At 69.2% G+C, this 15,252-nt stretch carries 12 protein-coding genes; 7 read left to right on the top strand and 5 right to left on the bottom strand.

Annotated features, from left to right (window positions below; genetic code table 11):
- Window positions 1–20: 20 nt before the first annotated feature.
- Window positions 21–1,865 carry a translational GTPase TypA gene (typA, locus tag M0G41_RS11220; RefSeq protein ID WP_248209292.1) on the bottom strand — a complete coding sequence of 615 codons (1,845 nt, stop codon included), beginning with the start codon at window positions 1,863–1,865 and terminating at the stop codon, window positions 21–23.
- Window positions 1,866–2,005: 140 nt separating this feature from the next.
- A complete protein-coding gene (locus M0G41_RS11215) occupies window positions 2,006–3,517 on the bottom strand; it encodes a TrkH family potassium uptake protein (protein ID WP_248209291.1) in 1,512 nt (503 codons plus the stop codon).
- 167 nt (window positions 3,518–3,684) lie between these two features.
- On the opposite strand from M0G41_RS11215, the gene M0G41_RS11210 reads away from it, so the two are divergent.
- Window positions 3,685–5,097: a sensor histidine kinase gene (locus tag M0G41_RS11210; RefSeq protein ID WP_248209290.1), complete on the top strand. Its 1,413-nt coding sequence runs from the start codon at window positions 3,685–3,687 to the stop codon at window positions 5,095–5,097.
- Window positions 5,094–5,792 carry a response regulator transcription factor gene (locus M0G41_RS11205; RefSeq protein ID WP_248209289.1) on the top strand — a complete coding sequence of 233 codons (699 nt, stop codon included), beginning with the start codon at window positions 5,094–5,096 and terminating at the stop codon, window positions 5,790–5,792. Before M0G41_RS11210 ends, M0G41_RS11205 begins: the two co-directional genes overlap by 4 nt.
- Before the next feature lie 4 nt (window positions 5,793–5,796).
- On the opposite strand, the gene M0G41_RS11200 is transcribed toward M0G41_RS11205, so the two are convergent.
- Both M0G41_RS11200 and M0G41_RS11195 read right to left on the bottom strand, forming a co-directional pair.
- Complete coding sequence (locus tag M0G41_RS11200) at window positions 5,797–9,210, bottom strand: YncE family protein (protein ID WP_248209288.1); 3,414 nt, start codon at window positions 9,208–9,210, stop codon at window positions 5,797–5,799.
- Window positions 9,211–9,494: 284 nt separating this feature from the next.
- Window positions 9,495–10,394: a DMT family transporter gene (locus M0G41_RS11195; RefSeq protein WP_248209287.1), complete on the bottom strand. Its 900-nt coding sequence runs from the start codon at window positions 10,392–10,394 to the stop codon at window positions 9,495–9,497.
- Window positions 10,395–10,501: 107 nt separating this feature from the next.
- Here M0G41_RS11195 and M0G41_RS11190 point away from each other — a divergent pair, with 107 nt between their 5' ends.
- A complete protein-coding gene (locus M0G41_RS11190; protein ID WP_248209286.1) occupies window positions 10,502–11,398 on the top strand; it encodes a LysR substrate-binding domain-containing protein in 897 nt (298 codons plus the stop codon).
- 270 nt (window positions 11,399–11,668) lie between these two features.
- Here M0G41_RS11190 and M0G41_RS11185 read toward each other — a convergent pair whose 3' ends face one another.
- Window positions 11,669–12,460 carry a VOC family protein gene (locus M0G41_RS11185; protein WP_248209285.1) on the bottom strand — a complete coding sequence of 264 codons (792 nt, stop codon included), beginning with the start codon at window positions 12,458–12,460 and terminating at the stop codon, window positions 11,669–11,671.
- A gap of 122 nt (window positions 12,461–12,582) precedes the next feature.
- Here M0G41_RS11185 and hemB point away from each other — a divergent pair, with 122 nt between their 5' ends.
- From hemB to M0G41_RS11165, 4 genes are read left to right on the top strand one after another with little or no spacing between them, the layout of a single operon-like run.
- The gene (hemB, locus tag M0G41_RS11180) at window positions 12,583–13,575 is read left to right on the top strand and encodes a porphobilinogen synthase (protein WP_248209284.1); all 993 of its coding nucleotides are present in this window, start codon (window positions 12,583–12,585) and stop codon (window positions 13,573–13,575) included.
- Window positions 13,572–14,414 (top strand): shikimate dehydrogenase, encoded by an 843-nt coding sequence (aroE, locus tag M0G41_RS11175; protein ID WP_248209283.1) that lies wholly within the window; start codon window positions 13,572–13,574, stop codon window positions 14,412–14,414. Before hemB ends, aroE begins: the two co-directional genes overlap by 4 nt.
- A 5-nt stretch (window positions 14,415–14,419) precedes the next feature.
- Window positions 14,420–14,827, top strand: coding sequence for a DUF952 domain-containing protein (locus M0G41_RS11170; protein ID WP_248209282.1), 408 nt, complete (start codon window positions 14,420–14,422; stop codon window positions 14,825–14,827).
- Window positions 14,827–15,078 (top strand): YkgJ family cysteine cluster protein, encoded by a 252-nt coding sequence (locus tag M0G41_RS11165; protein WP_248209281.1) that lies wholly within the window; start codon window positions 14,827–14,829, stop codon window positions 15,076–15,078. The genes M0G41_RS11170 and M0G41_RS11165 overlap by 1 nt, the downstream gene beginning before the upstream one ends.
- The last annotated feature ends 174 nt before the right edge of the window (window positions 15,079–15,252 follow it).

Below are 15,252 nucleotides of genomic sequence, written 5' to 3'. Positions count from 1 at the left end.
GCTGTCGGCCAGGTGCCGGATCAGGCGGCGCGCGAGGCGCGCTTGCGGTCGACCTCGGTACGCAGCTTCTTGCGCAGGCGGATCGCCTTGGGGGTGATCTCGACCAGCTCGTCGTCGTCGATGAACTCCAGCGCCTGCTCAAGGCTCATCCGCACCGGCGGCGTGAGGGCCAGGGCGTCGTCCTTGCCGGATGCGCGGAAGTTGGTGAGCTGCTTGGCGCGCAGGGCATTGACGGTGAGGTCGTTGTCCTTGGAGTGGATACCGACGATCTGGCCCTCGTAGATCTCCTCGAGCGGCTCGATCATTAGGCGGCCGCGCTCCTGCATGGCGAACTGCGCGTAGGCGGGCGACGGCCCCGTACCATTGGAGATGAGCACGCCGTTGGGCCGCTTGGCGATGGCGCCTTCCGCCTTCGGCCCGTAATGGTCGAAGACGTGGAACAGCAGGCCGGTGCCGGCGGTCAGGGTGCGGAACTCGGTCTGGAAGCCGATCAGGCCGCGCGCCGGAATGATGAACTCGAGGCGCACGCGCCCCTTGCCGTCCGGCTCCATGTTCTGCAGCAGGGCCTTGCGGGTGCCGAGCTTTTCCATCACGCCACCCTGGTACTGCTCTTCAAGGTCGACCACGAGCTGCTCGTAGGGCTCCTGCGGCTGTCCGTCGATTTCGCGGATGATGACCTCGGGGCGCGATACGGCCAGCTCGTAACCCTCGCGGCGCATGGTCTCGATCAGGATCGACAGGTGCAGCTCGCCGCGACCGGAGACCTTGAACTTGTCGGCGTCGTCCGTGTCCTCGACCTTCAGTGCAACGTTGTGCTGTGTCTCGCGAGTCAGGCGGTCACGCAGCTGGCGTGAGGTGAGGAACTTGCCGCCGCTGTGCTCCTTCTGGCCTGCGAACGGCGAGTCGTTCACCTGGAAGGTCATGCTGATGGTCGGCTCGTCGACCGTCAGCACGGGCAACTGCTCGGGAGCGGACGGGTCGCACAGTGTCTCGGAAATGCCGAGCTTCTCGATGCCCGACACGGCCACGATGTCCCCGGCCTGGGCTTCGGCGACTTCGTGGCGCTCGAGCCCGTGGAAGCCAAGCACCTGGAGCAGCTTGCCCTGGCGCTTGCCACCGTCGCGGTCGATCACGGTGATCTGGGTGTTCGGCTTGATCCGCCCGCGCTGGATGCGGCCGACGCCGATGATGCCGACGTAGTTGTTGTAGTCCAGCGAGGTGACGCGCATCTGGAACGGGCCTTCCGACTCGACCGGCGGCGGGCTGACCTTGTCGACGATGGTCTGGAACAGGGCCGTCATGTCGCCCGAGCGCACATCGGGCTCCATGCCGGCATAGCCGTTGAGCGCCGAGGCATAGACCACGGTGAAGTCCAGCTGCTCGTCGGTGGCGCCCAGACGGTCGAACAGGTCGAAGGTCTGATTGACCACCCAATCCGGCCGTGCGCCCGGACGGTCCACCTTGTTCACCACCACGATCGGCTTGAAGCCCATCGCGAACGCCTTCTGGGTCACGAAGCGGGTCTGCGGCATCGGGCCGTCCATGGCGTCGACCAGGATCAGCACGGAATCGACCATCGACAGCACTCGCTCGACCTCGCCGCCGAAGTCGGCATGGCCCGGGGTGTCGACGATGTTGATCCGGTACTCCTCGCCGTTCGGCGACTTCCAGCGGATCGCCGTGTTCTTGGAGAGGATGGTGATGCCACGCTCCTTCTCCAGATCGTTGCTGTCCATCACTCGATCCGCCACCTGGGCGCGCTCGCTGAAGGTGCCCGACTGCCGCAGCAGCTGGTCGACGAGGGTGGTCTTGCCGTGGTCGACGTGGGCGACGATGGCGATGTTGCGGAGGTTCTGGATGGACATGGCAAGGGACGCGTCAGAGCGCGGGCAGCGGGCGGGATAGCCGCCCATTATAGCCCCAGACCGTGTCGAGCCCGGGCTCCATTCCCCGGTGCCGTTCAGGCGGCCTCATCGGGCTATTTGCCGGGGCCACGTTGTGAGGCTCATTCGCGCCAGAACATCGGGGTCAGCAGGACCAGGATGGAGAACACCTCCAGTCGCCCCAGCAGCATGGACACGGTGCCGACCCAAAGCGCGGGCTCGCCGACCGTGGCGAAGGTAAAGGTCACCTCGCCCAGGCCCGGCCCGACGTTGGCGATGGTGGCCACGGTGGCGCCGAAGGCGGACAACGGGTCGAGGCCACAGGCGACGAAGGCCAGCAGCACCAGCATGAAACAGGCCATCCACAGGGTGATGAAGCCGCCGACCGAGAGCACGACGCTCTCCGAGACCCGCTGACCGCCCATGGTCACGAGGAACTGTCCGCGCGGATGGATGAGTTGCCGTACCTCGCGCCACCCCTGGCGAAAGGCCATTTGCACCCGGGCCACCTTCAGTCCGCCGACGGTCGATCCGGAGCAGCCGCCGATGACTCCGACGATCATCACCAGCATGGCCGCCAGCGGGGGCCACTGATGGAAATCGGAAGGGGTGAAGCCAGTGGTCGTCATCACCGAGACGACCATGAACAGCCCGAAGCGGAACGCATCGAAAGCCTGCGGAATGTGTCCGCTCAGCAGCAGAACCAGCCCGACCAGGGCCCCGACTGCGAGCAGGATGCGCAGGTAGGCGCGCAGCTCCGAATCCTCGGCGTAGGGCTGCAGGCTGGCGGATCGCCAGGCAGAGAAATGCAGGGCGAAATTGACCCCTCCCAGGGTCATGAACAGCACGGCGACGCCCTCGATCAGGGGGCTGTCCCACTCGCCGAAGGCCGCATCGTGGGTGGAGAAGCCGCCCGTGGAAGTAGTCGCCAGGGCGTGGCCGACGGCGTCGAACAGGTCCATGCCGGCGATCCAGTAGGCCAGCGCGCACAGCGTGGTCAGTCCGGCATAGACCAGCCAGAGCGCCTTGGCCGTGCCGGCGATGCGCGGGGTCAGCTTGGTGTCACGGCTGGGGCCTGTGCTCTCGGCCCTGAACAGCTGGGTACCGCCCACCTTCAGCATCGGCAGGATGGCGACCGCGAGGATCACGATGCCCATCCCGCCGACGAACTGCAGTACCTGCCTGTACAGGAGAATCGAGCGTGGGAGGTCGTCCAGCCCGCTGATCACGGTGGAACCCGTCGTCGTAAGCCCGGACATCACCTCGAAGACGGCGCCGCTGAAGCCGAGCGCCAGGGGCGCCTGCATTAGCGGCCAGGCCGAAGCGAGGGTTGCCGCGCTCCAGCTCAGGGTGACGACCAGGAAGCCGTCGCGCAGGCGCAGGTCGTAAGCGACGTGCCGGTTCGGCCACCACAGCAGGCAGCCGGCCGCCGTGCTCGCCATCAGGCTGTTGGCGAAGATCCAGGCGGTGCCTGATTCGTAGAGCAGGGCGTAACCGAGCGAGGGCAGCTTCGACAGGGCGCTCAGGGCGACGATCATGCCCAGGATGCGCGCCAGCGTGCGCCAGCGTTGCAAGGACTGGCGGGCTGCGCGCGCGGTGGGGGTGACCAGGCTCGGCTCGAGTGAAAGGGACATGGCGGCGATCGACGCAGTGCAACGCGGGGCTGGCCGGTCCAGTGTCGGGGTGGGGGCGCAACGCGCAGGGCCTGCCTCCGACCGGTCGCGTAAAGCGACCGTAAAATCTTCTCGGAGGATCGTGCTCCTGCGCCGGCAGGGGGGCGACAGGCCGCACAATGGGGCGCATGCACTCCTTCGCAGCAGACCGATCCCCATCCAGCCGCCTGCTTCTCGTGCCGCTCGGGATCACGCTGCTGGGCATCGCCGCGGCTCTGCTCGGCGAGCGCTGGCTTGGGCTGTCCGAGCCCTCCTTGGTGATCCTGCTCGGCGTGCTCCTCGGCGCTTCACGCAGCTCCACCGTGCCGGCGGTTGCTGCTGCCCTGGTCGGATTCATCGCCTACAACGTGCTCTTCATCGAGCCTCGCTACTCGCTGCACATCGGCAGCCAGGCGGGCTGGGTGACCGGCCTGGCCTTCCTGCTGTCGGCCCTGTTTGCCGGGCGTCTCGCCTCGCGCCTTGCGCAACAGGTGGCGGCGCTCGATGAGGCGCGGCAGCGGGCCGTGGCCCGCCAGGCGCTGGGACGCATCCTGCTCGGGGCAGACGATGAAGCGGCGGTAATGGAGGCGGCGCACCGCGTGTTCGCCGACCAGCTTGGCGTCGAGGCGCGCACCGTCGATGCACACGGGTCACCGGTCGCGGAGGGCACGGAGACTCTCCCGCTGCCGGGGCCAGACGGGCCGATAGGTTTCCTGGCCCTGCGCGACCATGACGGCGGCCTGCCGCGGCTAGGCCGCGGTCAGCGCGCCCTGGCCGAGGCCCTGGCCATGGACGTCGCCCAAGCCCTGCTGCGCCTGCAACTGGCCCGGGCGCTCAATGACCAGCGCGTCGCCAACGAAACCGAGCGGTTGCGCAGCGCCCTGCTGGCCTCGGTTTCCCACGATCTTCGCAGCCCCCTGTCCGGCATTATCGGGGCCGCCGGCACGCTCGAGAGCTATTCGGAAGAGCTGGGCGCCGAGGACCGGCGCAGCCTTCTCGAGACCATCCGCGAAGAAGGAGAGCGGCTCGATCGCTACATCCAGAATCTGCTCGACATGACCCGCCTGGGCCACCAGACCCTGCCGCTGAAACGCGACTGGATCGGGGTCGACGAACTGGTTGGCGCGGTAGTGGCCCGCGCCCATCGCCAGCGCCCAGGGGCACAGGTTGAGATCGAACTGGAGGGCGGAATGCCACCGATCTGGGTACATGCGGCACTGATCGAGCAGGCTCTGTTCAACATCCTGGAGAACGCGCAGTCGTTCTCGCCGCCCGACGAGCCGGTGCTGGTCCGCGCGGGCCTGCGGCGGCCTGACCTGCTGGTCATCGAGGTGCTCGACCGCGGGCCTGGCGTACCCGAATCCGAGCGTGAACGCATCTTCGACTTCTTCCATTCGGTGGAACGTGGAGATAGAGGGCGGCAGGGTACCGGGCTTGGCCTGACCATCTGCCGCGGCATGGTCGGCGCGCACGGCGGTGAGGTCACCGTGCACGGACGCGAGGATGGCCAGGGGAGCTGCTTCCGGGTCAGCCTGCCCTTGCTTGAAGAGGTGCCGGGATGAGTCCGCCGGAGCAGCGCGCCGCGCGCATTCTGGTTGTTGACGACGAGCCGCAGATCCGCCGTTTCCTCGAGATCGGCCTTCGCGCCCAGGGCTACTGCGTGCAGCTGGCGCGCAGTGGCCAGGAGGGCCTGGAGGCTCTGGCGCTCAACGGCGCCGACCTGGTTGTTCTCGATATGGGCCTGCCGGACCGGGACGGCCTGGAGGTGCTGGCAGCCCTTCGGGAGTGGTCGACGGTGCCGGTGATCATGCTGACCGTCCGTGCCGACGAGTCGGACAAGGTCGCTGCGCTGGACGCCGGGGCCAACGACTACGTCACCAAGCCCTTCGGCGTACAGGAGTTGATGGCCCGGGTGCGGGCCCTGCTGCGTAGCCGGCCGGCCGGGGAGGAAGGACCGGCGGCGTACGAATACCGGGGGCTGCGGATCGACCCGGCACGGCGCGAGGTCAGCGTCGACGGCGTGGCGGTCAGCCTTACCCGCAAGGAGTTCGCCTTGCTGGCCGTGCTGGCACGGCACGCAGGCCGCGTGGTGACCCAGCCGCAGCTGCTGCGCGAGGTCTGGGGCGACAGTCACAGCCACGACACCCACTATCTGCGCATCGTGGTCGGCCGGCTGCGACAGAAGCTCGGCGACAGCGCCACTGCGCCGCGCTGGCTGGTGACCGAGCCCGGCGTCGGCCTGAAGCTGCTGGCCTAGAGCGCTACCTCCAGCGCGGATCGAAGGCCGGGTCGGACAGCGGGGCGAGCTGCGCCGCGCTGCGCTGCCACGGATCGTTGCCGCCGATATCGGTATGCAGCAGGAATTCGCGTCCGCCATCGAAGCGCCAGTCCAGCGAGCCGAGCGCGCTGCTGGTCACCGGGCCGGCCGGGCAGGCCGGGCAGAAGCCTCGGAAGCCGAGCAGGGCGACCTGTTCCGCGTCGACCCGGTTGTCGCCCAATCCCAGCGCCCAGCGCGGCTCGCCGTTGCTGGCGTAGTAGTAGAGCAACGCGCCGCGGACATCGCCTTCGGTGGTGATGCTGAGGCCCCAGCCGGGCTCGGATGGATCGAAGTAGATCCCGGTGCGGTCCGGCGCCGGCGCCGTCTCGCCGCGCAGCAGGGGCTGCATGGGCTCGCTGCCGCTGCGCTCGCCGAGTCGCCAGTCGAACTGCAGCCGGCTTGCCGACTCATAGCGCAGCACCAATTCGCCGACCTCGGTGCCGCTGGCCGTGCCATCGCTGCCGCGACGGTAGCGGAACAGCGGGATGCGCGTTGGATTGCCGCGCTCGCCAACGCCCTGGTACCAGACCGGGGTGCCGTCCTCCTCATACGTGTACCAGGTCACCGCGCTGAGCGAACCGATGTGTTCAAGGTCGAACCCGTGGCCCTCGCGGTCCGGGTTGAACCACAGGCCGGCCACGCCACGGAGGGCGCGGCTTTCGGCGTCGGCGGGGTTGGAGCCCTGGGCCAGTTCGGCGGCATCGGCGATGCCGTCGCCGTCGCGGTCGATGCCAAGCCGCTCGGCCAGGCCGGTCGGCAGGGCGGTGAGCCGCAGCGGCTGGGCCGCGCTGGCGCCGGTCGTCAGCTGCTCGGTATCCAGCGTCTCCCCGCCGTTGTCCGGGCGCCAGCGACCGCTCGCGGAGTCGTAGGCGAAGTGCAGCCCGGCGCGCAGGGCAACCAGGCCGATCCGGCCCAGACGTGTCTCGTTGAGCAGCGTCGCCACATCACCCTCGGGCGGCCCACCGGACCATTCGACCTGACGCCCGACCGCCGCATGACTGTCCTTGGATAGCGGCGCCGGTGCACCCAGCGCCGGGTTGGGCAGGCTGAATTCGCTGCCCGAGAAAGCGAGGGTCAGGGCGACGAGGTCGGCGATGTCCTGCTCGCCGCGGGTGGTGAACACGCTGGCCGAGAAGAAGCGCGAGAGGGAGTCGATCGAGCCGTCATGCAGGAATCCGAAGCCCGCGCGGCTCTCTGCCTGGGTCAGCTCGAAGCCGACCTTCTCGTACTGGTTGCGAAGCTGCGGCACCTTGATCGACACGTTGGTGGAGCCGTCGGTGGAGACGATGCCCAGGTGGTTCTCACCATGCGGTCCGGTGGCCATCACGCTGCCCCCGGCGAGGATGCCGCCGAGGGCGAACATGGGTCCGTTTGCCGCCATGCCGGTGGGAAGCGTGTGGCAGTTCGCGCACTGGAACGGCGGGTCGAGGAAGCCCATGGTGAAGAGCTGCAGGCCGCGCTCGGCGTTGCCGGGCGGCAGGGGCTGTCCGGCGGTGGTGAAGCGGCCGGAGCTGAAGTGTCCTGGCAGGGGCAGGGAGGTGGGTAGCTGATTGCGCAGCCCGCGGAACGGGTTGGGCGGGTAGGTGATGGTGGCAAGGAAGTCCTCGAAGCGCTGCATGTCCGCGGCGCTCAGCAGCCCGTCGTCGCCGAGCAGGCCTTCGAAGGCCGGGTTGAAGGCCTCGATGCCAGCGCGGTCGCCGCGCCAGTGGTGGGGCTCGTGGCCGATGATGTCCTGCAGGGTCTGCGTGGTCATCGGCCCCTTCATGGCGTGGAAATCCTCGCAGGCCGTGCCGCGGTCGGTGACGCAGTTCTGATCGAAAGCCGCCGGCGGCTGTGACGGATCGCCGAGGTCCCAGGCCAGCCGGTCCATGCGCGCGTCGATATGGCAGGAGGCGCAGGAAACCTGGCCCTGGCCCGAGGTGCGCCGGGTGTCGTAGAGGAACGGTCGTCCCTCGCGGATCGCGGCGGGCAGGGGATTGAAGACGTCGATGCGCTGCAGTTCGGCTCCGGCGCCGGGGTCGATGACCGAAAGGCTGGCCTCGAAGTGGTTCCAGACATAGACCCGGTCGTGCACCGCGTCGTGGATGATGCCGGTGGGTCCCTCACCGACCTCGATCGGCGGTCCCGAGCGGCTGCCGTCCGCACGGATCGGGACCACGTTGTTCGAGCCCATGCCGCTGATCCAGCCGCGCTGGCCATCAGCGCTCCAGGCGATTCCCCGCGGGTCGCCAAGGGACAGGCCTCGCTGGTCCGCGGGCAGACGGGGCCGGGCGTAGTCGACGTGCGGGTTGAGGTCGGTGATCGAACGCGGGCCGGCATCGGCATTCACCCGGGCCAGTTTGACCTCGAGGAAGCGGCCATTGAGTTTGGGTTCGAAGCGGATCTGGTTGCGGGCGTCGGTGCCGACCAGAGTGAACTCGCCGCTCTGCGGTTGCGTGGCCAGCGCCATGCCTGCGTTCATCAGGCCGCTGACGTAGGAGATGGTCAGCTGATCGACATCGATCAGGGCGAGGTCTCGGTCCGGAAGGGACCAGCCGGCTCGGCGCCCGGAGGCGTCGGCAAGCTCGCCGTCGACCAGGGGCGACCAGTCGGCTCCGTTGTCGTCGCGCCATTTGCCCTGTCCGTCCTGGCGGACGATCAGACCGACCCGGGGCGGCGTGGCGCTGGGATCGAGAGGCGGATCGAAGACGGCGCCGTCGTTGGGCGGCGGATTGATGCCGCCGTAGGGGCCACGGGCGTCGCTGACCACGTTGGGCACGGCGAGGATCATGTCGCCGTCGAGGCCGCCGCCGAGGGCGGTGCTGCCGTTGCCGGACTCGAAGATGGCCACGGCGACCGTGCCGCCATCGCGGCTGACGCTGAGCGCCCGAGGATCTTCGGCGTCGATCGGCAGCACACGCGGCGGCGCGTCGGGGTCGTCGGCCGTGAACACCCAGACCTCGTTGACCTGAGAGCAGCTGACAAAGGCACGCCCTCCGGCAAACGCGATATCGAAGGGCTCATCGCCGGTCTGCAGGGTGCGCAGCAGCCTGCGGCTGGAGGGCTCGATGATGCTGATCGAATCCGAGATGTGGTTGGCGACCCATAGCTCGTCGTTGCCGCGAAAGCGTACTGCGACCGGGTCGAGACCGACTTTGACGTGGCCGGCAGCCACCGGGCCGTGACGGGTGAGCCGGAATAGCTGGACCCGGGCGTCGGCGGTATGGGCGACCGCCAACCAGCGGCCATCCGGGCTGATGTCGAGCGCGCGCTGCGGATGGTTCTCGTAGTTGATGTGCGGCAGCTCGGCCTGGGCGATTGCCTGCAGGGGGGTGGCAAGCAGCAGGCCGGTCAGGGCCAAGCCCAGCGGTCTCGACATGGGGCAGTTCCAAAAGCGCGCGATGCCGCGCTGGCTGGCTCAGCTTAGTGGCTGGGCCGACGCTTGTCGCGCGCCCGCGCGGTGGCTCCGCTCCCGATCACCGGGGAAGCATTGCGCTTCGCCGATCGGACGGGTTGCTCGGGTCCTGCCGGGGCCGGGGTCGACCGGCGTAATCCGGCGAGCCTGGTCAATCGCATCGTCGAGACTTCCGGCCTCGATCCGCTAGAGGTTGGCCGAGGCCTTTTACTGACCGCGGAGCAAGCCAGGCACCGCGGCCGCGGCGTTTACACGGGGCGCCGCTGGCTCAGCGCGACGCTGCCGACGATCAGCAGGCCGGCGACCAGCATGGTCAGGGTGATCGGCTCGCCAAGCAGGCTCCAGGCCCAGAGCACGCCGAACAGCGGGATCAGGTAGGTCACCACCACCGCGCGCGAGGCGCCGACCCGTTTGATCAGCCGGTAGAAGACGACGAAGGCAAGGCCGGTGCAGACCACGCCGAGCAGGAGGGCGGCGCCCCAGGCCTGCAGCGAGGGATTGACCTGCGGCCAGTTGGCGGCGGCGAAGGGCAGGGTGGCCAGCGAAGCGCAGGACAGGGTGGCGGCGGCGACGGCCGCCGGCGGCATGCCGGTCAGGTGCTTACGGACCAGATTGGCGCCGATCCCGTAGAGGAAGGAGGCGAAGGTGCCGGCGGCGACGGCAAGACCCACCGCTGCGCCCTCGATCCGGGCGCTGGCCAGGATGGCGACGCCGGCGAACCCGGTGCCGAGCGCGATCGCCCGACGCCAGCCGATCCGCTCGCCGAAGAACAGGGCCGCGATCAGCGCGGTGAACAGCACGGTCATGGCGTTGCAGATCGCACCGATGCCGGCCGGCGCCAGCTTGGCGGCGAAGGCGAACAGCACGAACGGGCCAGCAGAGTTGATGCAGCCGATCAGGGCCAGGGTCGGCCACAGTCGGGCCGGGAAGCGCCGTCGCTCGGCGATCAGGAAAGGCAGCAGGATCAGCGCCCCGGAGGCCAGGCGCAGCTCGACCAGCGGCACCGCGCCGAATTCGGGCGCGGCCACGCGCATCAGCATGAAGGAGGCGCCCCAGATCGCGCCGAGCAGGCAGAGCTCGAAGGGGGTCCGCCAATCACGGCTGGCGAGTTCTTCGACGGGGGGCAGGGTGGCTTGAGCCTGACTCATGGTGAACACGCAGGGATGCGGTGGGAATGTGTGCATTCTGCGCTTGCTCCGTCCTGATACAAGCGCGTAGCGTGAGCGACAGACACAAGCCAGATTTGAGGCTGATCATGTCCCTGCGCGGTGACTGGCTGGTCCCCCTGACCGCCTTCGAGGCGGCTGCACGCCACCAGAACTTCGCCCGGGCCGCGGAGGAGCTGCACCTGACCGCCAGCGCGGTCAGCCACCACGTCCGGCGCCTTGAACAACGGCTGGGACTGAGCCTGTTCCAGCGCCACGCCCGCGGCGTCACCCTCACCGCCGAGGGTCGACGTCTCGCCGACGCCGCGGGCAGCGCCTTCGCCGACGTCGCCGCCGCCCTGCGCGGCCTGCGCGGCGAACGCAAGGCGCGGCCTCCGCTGCGCATCACGACCCTGCATTCCTTCGCCCAGGGATGGCTGGTTCCGCGCCTTGCCGGCTTCCGCGAGCGGCACCCCGGCATTCGTCTGCGGATCGAGACCGAGGCGGCGCTGACCCGCTTCGACGACTCCGGGCCGGACCTTGGTATCCGCCACGGAGGCGGCCAGTGGCCCGGTTTGCAGGCCCAGCTGCTGCTGGACGAGACCCTGTTCGCGGTGGCTTCGCCCGCTTTGATCGAGGGCCAGCGCATTGCAACGGTGGAGCAGGTGGCGGCGATGCCGCTGATCGCCGACCTGTCCCGACAGGGCTGGCCGGACTGGATGCGCGCGGCCGGCCTCGGCCACCTCGACGCGATCGAGGCCCTGGTCTTCAGCGACAGCACCGACGCCTTTCGCGCGGCTGCCTGCGGGCTGGGCGCGGCGCTGGCCCGCGAGCGCATCGTCCAGCCCTGGTTGCAGCGCGGCGATCTCGCGCGCCTGCCCGGGCCGGTGCTGCCCGGGCGCTTCAGCTACTACCTCGTCTACCCCGAGGCGGTGCGGCTCGGCGACGACGCCCAGCAGTTCATCGCCTGGTTGCTGGAGACAGTGCGCGAGGCGGCAGTTACCTAGGCATGGCGTCCACGGGTTCACCCGCATGGCGGCGGACGTTTGACATCTCTTGCCGCCGGCAGGCCTGCCGTTCACCCCGAGGTATCGAAGGGCGAACCCTGCGGTGGCGTAGGCCGTTCGTGCTTCGATACCTCAGCACGAACGGCTCCCAGACGCTTCGAGTGGAGATGATCCGACACCGGTCTGCGCACTGGAGATCGGCGCGTTGGTGAGCGCCTCCCTCATGCCTCCAGCGGCTCGCACGACCAGGGTTGCCTACTCCGCACTCGTTCAGCCTGCGGCTGCCTCCGGCTGGATCAGATAGAACCAGGCCCCCGACGGGTCGGAAAGCTGGGCGATCTGGCCGACCCCCGGCGCCGGGAAGATCGGCACATTGAGCTTGGCGCCCTGGGCGGTGGCAGTGGCCACGCTGGACTGGATATCGGGCGTCTGCAGGTAGATCGACCAATGCGGGGGAATGTCGCCCCACTCCTCGGTCATCTGCATCAGGCCGCCGACCCGGCCGTCCGCGGTTTCGACGATGCGGTAGGCCACCGGCGCGCCGGGGTGCTCGGTGAGCGTCCAGCCCAACAGCTCACCGTAGAAGCTGCGGGCGGCGTCGAGATCGCTGGTGGCGAGCTCCACCCAGGTCACGCTGTGCGGCTGGCGCAGCTTGCCGACGCCGGTGTGCTGGCGCGGCTGCATCAGGCAGAACAGCGCGCCCTGTGGGTCACTGAGCACCGCCATGCGCAGGTGCTCCATGACTTCTGCGGGCTCGACCACTACCTGGCCGCCCAGCGCCCGGGCCTTCTCGACGCTGGCATCGACGTCGGCGACCTGGAAGTAGATGTCCCAGTGCGGCGGCATGCCGCTCTCGGCCTGCTCGGGCATCATCGTGTAGGCGGCTGCGACCTCGGCGCCGTCGCCCTCGAAGATGGTGTAGTGCTGGTCGTCGCTGATCGGGTGGTCCTGGTGGCTCCAGCCCATCAGCGCCTGGTAGAAGGCCTTGGCGCCGGTCTGGTCGGTGGTGGCCAGCTCGAACCACGCCGGCGAGCCGTTGGCGTGACTGCCCATCGTGCCCATGTCGATCGCTCCCTTTCCGCCCCGAGCCGAGAGCATAGCGCGGCCATCCCGGGGCGGCGTCCTCGCGGACCGATGAAGCTGGCCCGCGGTACACTGCGATCAGTCATCGCAATGGAGCTGCCATGGGCTACCCGTCGACCCGGCCGCGGAGGATGCGCCGCGACGACTTCTCCCGTCGCCTGATGCGCGAGACGCGCCTCGCCGCCGACGATTTGATCTACCCGGTCTTCGTCCACGAGCACGCGCAGAGCGTCGACGTGGGTTCGATGCCGGGGATCCGCCGGCTGGGCATGGATGATCTGCTGCGTACCGCTGAGCAGGCGGTGGCGCTGAAGGTGCCGGCGTTGGCCCTGTTTCCGGTGTTATCCGGAGACAAGAGCCTTGATGGACGCGAGGCGTGGAATCCGGATGGACTGGCGCAGAGCGCGGTCCGCGCGCTCAAGCAGCGTTTCCCCGAGCTCGGCGTGATCACCGATGTGGCGCTCGATCCCTACACCTCGCACGGCCAGGACGGCCTGGTCGACGCGTCCGGCTACGTGCTCAACGACGAGACGGTCGAAGCCCTCGTCCGCCAGGCGCTCTCGCATGCCGAGGCCGGTGCCGATGTGGTCGCGCCCTCGGACATGATGGACGGACGCATCGGCGCGATTCGCGAGGCGCTAGAGCAGGCAGGGCACATCCACACGCGGATCCTCGCCTACTCGGCCAAGTACGCCTCGAGCTTCTACGGCCCGTTCCGCGATGCGGTCGGCTCGGCGGCCAATCTCGGCAAGGGCAACAAATACACCTACCAGATGGACCCGGCGAACAGCGACGAAGCGCTGCGCGAGGTCGAACTGGACCTGCAGGAAGGCGCCGACATGGTCATGGTCAAGCCGGGCCTGCCCTATCTCGACATCGTGCGCAGGGTGAAGGAGCGCTTTGGCGCTCCCACCTTCGTCTATCAGGTCAGCGGCGAGTACGCGATGCTCAAGGCGGCCGGCGAGCGCGGCTGGATCGACGGCTGCGCCTGCGCGCTGGAGGCGCTGCGCTGCATCAAGCGCGCAGGCGCTGATGGCATCCTCACCTATTTCGCGCTGGACGCGGCCACGTGGCTAAAGGAGGAAGCGGCATGAGCAAGCAGTTCGCGCTGTTCGGGCATCCGGTCACCCACACCCTGTCGCCGCGCATCCACCGCGCCTTCGCCCGCGACCTGGGCATCGACATGGAATACCGGGCGGTCGACACCGCGCCGGACGACTTCAAGGCGGCCCTCGACCGCTTCGCCGAGGCGGGCGGGGTCGGCGGCAATGTCACCCTGCCGCTGAAGGAGGCCGCCTTCGGGCTTTGCGCCGACCTCAGCCCGGCCGCGCGCCGCGCGCAGTCGGTCAACACCCTGATCCGCACCGACCATGGCTGGCACGGTGAAAATACCGATGGCGCCGGGCTGGTCCGCGACCTCACCGATCGCCATCGGCTCGACCTGCGCGGCCGACGCACCCTGCTGCTCGGGGCGGGCGGTGCGGCGCGCGGCGTGGCGCCGGCGCTGCTGGAGGCCGGCATCGACAAGATGGTGGTGGTGAACCGCAGCGCCGAGCGCGCCGACCGGCTGGTCGACCTGCTCGACGCGCCGGGTCGCGTGGCCTCGCGCTACTGGGAAGACCTGGAAGCGCTGGGCGACTTCGAACTGGTGATCAACGCCACCTCGGCGACCCGCCATGGCGGCGCGCTGAAGCTGCCGTTCGGGCTCGCGTCGCCGCGCTTCGTCGTTGTGGACTTGAACTACGGCGAGGCCGCGGCGCCCTTCCTGTCCTGGGGCCGCGCGGCCAAGGCCGAGGCCGCCATCGACGGACTCGGCATGCTGGTCGAGCAGGCCGCCGAGGCCTTCCAGCGCTGGCACGGCCGGCGACCGGACACGGACGATCTTTACGCCAGCCTGCGCGCCGAGCACGCTAGGCTGCAGACCGCGGACTGAGCCGCATGTCCGGATCCGACTCCTCGCCGGGCGACGGCGCCCCGCCGGCCACCGAAGCGGCTGCGGCGGCGGTGCTGCCCGGGGTGGAGGCCTCCAGCCGCAGCGGCCCGCTGTTCCACTTCGCCCACCCGGATGACTGGGCGCGGGCCCAGCGCAGCGGCGAATACGTGCCCGCCGACTACGCCCGCGAAGGGTTCATCCATTGCGCCACCGCCGAGCAGGTGCCCGGCGTGGTCGAGCGCCATCTGCGCGGAGGCGGCCCGAGGATCCGGCTGCGCCTCGATCCCGAAGCCCTGCGCACCCATCTCCAGTTCGAGTGGAGCGCGGCCAGCCAGGATCTCTACCCGCACCTGTTCGCACCGATCCCGCTCGCCGCGGTGCTCGAGGCGCAGCCCTTCGATCCCGACGCCTGATGCGCTGCCGCGACGCCTGCGCCGCCTGCTGCATCGCGCCCTCGATCAGTTCGCCGATCCCCGGCATGCCGCACGGCAAGCCGGCAGGCATGCCGTGCGTGCAGCTCGACGACGCGCTGCGCTGCCGCCTGTTCGGGCGGCCCGAGCGCCCCGCCGTGTGCGGCAGCCTAGCGCCGAGCAGGGAGATGTGCGGCGGCAACCGGCAGGAGGCGCTTGCCTACCTCGCCGAACTCGAATCGCTGACCGCATGAGCCCCGGGCGGGGCGGGGCGGAAGGGAAGATCAGGGCGCGAAGAAGACCTTCCGCAAAACCCGAATGTAGACACTCTGTTCCCTGTCAAGCGATTTCTTGGCTCGGGAACAGCCTGCTCCCGTCGTACTTTTCTGGGCTTTTGACGAGGGTCCAGGCAGCGGTGAGCAGCTTTC

Source organism: Pseudomarimonas salicorniae (assembly GCF_023156535.1).
GTDB classification, from domain to species: Bacteria; Pseudomonadota; Gammaproteobacteria; order Xanthomonadales; family Xanthomonadaceae; genus Pseudomarimonas; species Pseudomarimonas salicorniae.
The sequence above is the reverse complement of the archived record's forward strand: the minus strand, read 5'-3'. Positions and strand labels throughout refer to the sequence as shown.

What these genes read in the sequence shown, in the direction of transcription:
- typA (WP_248209292.1), bottom strand. Translation starts at nt 1,865, where the DNA reads ATGTCCATCCAGAACCTCCGCAACATCGCCATCGTCGCCCACGTCGAC.
- M0G41_RS11215 (WP_248209291.1), bottom strand. Translation starts at nt 3,517, where the DNA reads ATGTCCCTTTCACTCGAGCCGAGCCTGGTCACCCCCACCGCGCGCGCA.
- M0G41_RS11210 (WP_248209290.1), top strand. Translation starts at nt 3,685, where the DNA reads ATGCACTCCTTCGCAGCAGACCGATCCCCATCCAGCCGCCTGCTTCTC.
- M0G41_RS11205 (WP_248209289.1), top strand. Translation starts at nt 5,094, where the DNA reads ATGAGTCCGCCGGAGCAGCGCGCCGCGCGCATTCTGGTTGTTGACGAC.
- M0G41_RS11200 (WP_248209288.1), bottom strand. Translation starts at nt 9,210, where the DNA reads ATGTCGAGACCGCTGGGCTTGGCCCTGACCGGCCTGCTGCTTGCCACC.
- M0G41_RS11195 (WP_248209287.1), bottom strand. Translation starts at nt 10,394, where the DNA reads ATGAGTCAGGCTCAAGCCACCCTGCCCCCCGTCGAAGAACTCGCCAGC.
- M0G41_RS11190 (WP_248209286.1), top strand. Translation starts at nt 10,502, where the DNA reads ATGTCCCTGCGCGGTGACTGGCTGGTCCCCCTGACCGCCTTCGAGGCG.
- M0G41_RS11185 (WP_248209285.1), bottom strand. Translation starts at nt 12,460, where the DNA reads ATGGGCACGATGGGCAGTCACGCCAACGGCTCGCCGGCGTGGTTCGAG.
- hemB (WP_248209284.1), top strand. Translation starts at nt 12,583, where the DNA reads ATGGGCTACCCGTCGACCCGGCCGCGGAGGATGCGCCGCGACGACTTC.
- aroE (WP_248209283.1), top strand. Translation starts at nt 13,572, where the DNA reads ATGAGCAAGCAGTTCGCGCTGTTCGGGCATCCGGTCACCCACACCCTG.
- M0G41_RS11170 (WP_248209282.1), top strand. Translation starts at nt 14,420, where the DNA reads ATGTCCGGATCCGACTCCTCGCCGGGCGACGGCGCCCCGCCGGCCACC.
- M0G41_RS11165 (WP_248209281.1), top strand. Translation starts at nt 14,827, where the DNA reads ATGCGCTGCCGCGACGCCTGCGCCGCCTGCTGCATCGCGCCCTCGATC.